Origin of the sequence: uncultured Campylobacter sp. (assembly GCF_938045535.1) — a bacterium.
In the GTDB taxonomy this organism is placed as follows: Bacteria; Campylobacterota; Campylobacteria; order Campylobacterales; family Campylobacteraceae; genus Campylobacter_B.
Window position 1 is genome coordinate 1 of the sequence record NZ_CALIMQ010000141.1, and the last position, 2989, is coordinate 2989.

At 47.1% G+C, this 2989-nt stretch carries 5 protein-coding genes; 4 read left to right on the forward strand and 1 reads right to left on the reverse strand.

Annotated features, from left to right (window positions below):
- Positions 1 to 621: F0F1 ATP synthase subunit A (locus Q0095_RS04600; protein ID WP_297881794.1), on the reverse strand; the 621-nt coding region annotated here is incomplete at its 3' end.
- A 121-nt stretch (positions 622 to 742) separates the two neighbouring features.
- On the opposite strand from Q0095_RS04600, the gene Q0095_RS04605 reads away from it, so the two are divergent.
- From Q0095_RS04605 to Q0095_RS04620, 4 genes are all read left to right on the forward strand, one after another.
- The gene (locus Q0095_RS04605; protein WP_297881796.1) at positions 743 to 1147 is read left to right on the forward strand and encodes a hypothetical protein; all 405 of its coding nucleotides are present in this window, start codon (positions 743 to 745) and stop codon (positions 1145 to 1147) included.
- Positions 1148 to 1211: 64 nt separating this feature from the next.
- Positions 1212 to 1931, forward strand: a complete 720-nt coding sequence (pyrH, locus tag Q0095_RS04610) for a UMP kinase (RefSeq protein WP_297881798.1) — start codon at positions 1212 to 1214, stop codon at positions 1929 to 1931.
- Positions 1932 to 1954: 23 nt separating this feature from the next.
- Entirely contained in the window at positions 1955 to 2173 is a 219-nt protein-coding gene (locus tag Q0095_RS04615; RefSeq protein WP_297881800.1) for a DNA-directed RNA polymerase subunit omega, read from the forward strand.
- Positions 2151 to 2989 (forward strand): HD domain-containing protein (locus Q0095_RS04620; protein ID WP_297881802.1); only part of this gene is annotated, 839 nt, incomplete at its 3' end. The genes Q0095_RS04615 and Q0095_RS04620, both read left to right, overlap by 23 nt.

Consider the following 2989-nt stretch of genomic DNA (forward strand, 5'->3'; position numbering starts at 1 on the left):
ACCATTCCCACTAAAGGTTGTGATAAGGAACGTAAGCAAGGCCAATGTCCCTGTAAATATAATATCATTGGTGAGGGTACCTGAGATAATAGGCACCAGCCCCAAAAGGTTTCCTATCAGAATCAAAAAGAAGACTGTAAGCAAATAAGGCATATAGCGCTCGTACTTTCTGTCGCCTATATTAGGACGGGCTATGTCATCGCGAACAAAGACAATGAGCATTTCCAAAAGATTGGCCAAGCCCTTAGGGGCTTTAGGGTTTTTCTTATAAGAACGCGCTATAGAAGTAAAGGCAAGCACCATGAGGAGTGCTATGAGGAAAAGTAACAATACATTCTTGGTTATAGAAAAGTCCAAGGGGCGTGCATTGGTTACTTGGTGATTTTCATCGTAAAAGAGACGTCCTTGGGCATCGGTGTAGTAGATCTGCCCATGTACACGCGTAAAATATTGGTTTCCTTTTGCCACCACCACAGCTCCTTTGTCATCGTGATGAAATTCGCTAGAGAGGAAAGTAACCAAGCCCTGGTCTGTCCAAAGGATTATAGGCAAGGAGAGACTTATAGGGTGCCCATTCCAGTCAAATAAGTGATAATCGTGAGAATCGGCAATGTGTTCCATCACTATGCTTGTGTAATCCTCCTCTTGTCCCTCAGTAGGGGTCTCGTCTGTAGCCGCCTTCCCCGCAAAAGGAAGCACTAACAGACTTAAAAACAGTGCCTATCTTTTTGCAAACGGGGAAATGAGCCGCTTCGATAAGCATATTTTGGTGCCGTTTGGCGAAATGGTGCCGCTACCTGAATTTGCGCGAAATTTTATCAACCGCGTGCTGTTAGGCGGCGCGACCGATTTTTCGACGGCTAGCGGTTTTAGCGACTACGAGCTTGGCGGCAAGAGCGTAAGAAGCGCCGTTTGCTACGAGGCTACGCGCGCGGAGCTTTACGAGGGCTCGCCCAAATATGTCGTAGCGATCAGCAATAACGGCTGGTTCGTGCCGAGCTACGAGCCCTATTTGCAGCGCCTCATAATCCGCTACTACGCGAGCTTGCACGGCACGCTGATCTATCACGCCGTAAACGGCAGCGCTAGCGAGATAATCGCTCCGAAAAAGATCTGGATAAACCGCCTTAAAGATCATCTAAAATAGCCTAAAAAGTTATTTTTAAACGACTTTTGGATAATATTTTAAAATTTTATTAGGAGCTAAATTTATGGCTAAATACAATCGCATACTCGTAAAATTTTCGGGTGAAGCGCTAGCGGGAGAGAACGGCTTTGGGATCGACAGCGAAATTTTAAAATTTATCGCTAAAGAGATCAAGCAGCTCGTAGAGGGCGGCATCGAAGTAGGCATCGTAATCGGCGGCGGCAACATCATCAGAGGCGTAAGCGCCGCGGCTAGCGGTATCATCAAACGCACCAGCGGCGATCATATGGGCATGCTAGCGACCGTCATTAACGCAATCGCGATGAGAGAGGCGCTAGAATACGCAGGTATGGACGTACGCGTGCAAAGTGCGATAAAGATGGAGGCGATCTGCGAGACCTTCATCATCGGTCGCGCTAAAAGACACCTCGAAAAAGGGCGCGTCGTGATCTTTGCCGCGGGCACGGGAAATCCGTTTTTTACTACCGATACTGCGGGCACTCTCCGCGCGATCGAGATCGGAGCCGACGCTATCATAAAAGCCACTAAGGTAATGGGGATCTACGACAAGGATCCGCAAAAATTTAAAGACGCCAAATTGCTTTCCAAAGTCACTTACGATCAAGCCCTGCACGACAACATCAGGGTGATGGACGATACGGCTATCGCGCTTGCCAAGGACAACGCGCTTCCGATCATCGTGTGCAATATGTTTAAGAGCGGAAATTTATACAAAATCGTCGAGGGCGGAGATCTAAGCTCCTGCTCGATCGTAAAAAACTGAAATTTAAAATTTAAGGAGAATTGATGAGAACCGAACAAATTGTAGCCAAGGCTTTAAAAGTAACGGGCGGAGACCGATATAAGCTATCTTTGATGATAAGCAAACGCGCCGAGCAGCTAGCTGCGGGCGAACCGCCGCTGATAGAGAATGTAGATACTCGCAAGATGAAATTTGCCGATATAGCAATCTTGGAACTAGCCGAAAGTAAGATCGCATTAGATGGAATCGTTGACAAGGATTAATGATAACTTCTTAGAAAGTCTCATCGACGATGTCGTCGATACCAAAGACATTCAAAGCGCCAAGCAGCTACTTTATAATCTAAAAGAGCCCACTCCGCTGCTAGTGGATGCTATAAATTTATGCATCGCGCAGCATGACGGGCAGTTTCGCAAAAGTGGCGAGCCGTATGCGATCCATCCGATTTTGGTAGCTTGCTTCGTATCTTTTATGGGCGGAGACGACGCGATGGTGATATCTGCGCTACTACACGACGTAGTAGAGGATACAGATTACAGCATCGAGCAGGTTAGACAAAGATTCGGCGACGAAGTAGCCAAAATCGTAGAAGGGCTTACTAAAATCGTAAACATCAGGGAGGATAAATTAGCTCCATCCGGCGATAGCAACGCCAAGCTACGCACTACCGCGCTTACCTTCCGCAGGATGCTGATGATCTCCATTAACGATCAGCGCGTTTTGGTAGTCAAGCTCTGCGACAGGCTGCACAATATGCTAACTCTAGACGCGCTCCGCCCCGATAAGCAAAAACGCATCGGCGAGGAGACGCTTTTGGTTTACGCGCCGATCGCGCACAGGCTTGGAATTTCATCGATCAAAAACGTGCTTGAAGATCTTAGCTTCAAATACGTTATGCCTAAAGAGTATTCGGCGATCGCCGATTACGTCGAGGAGCATAAGCAGCAGCTTCAGATGAGCTTGAGCAAATTTAGCGAAAAGATCAAGGAGTATATGCTTTCAAACGGCTTTAGTGAAGGTAGCTTTGAGATCCAAAAGCGAATGAAACACTACTACTCGATCTTTTTAAAGATGCAGCG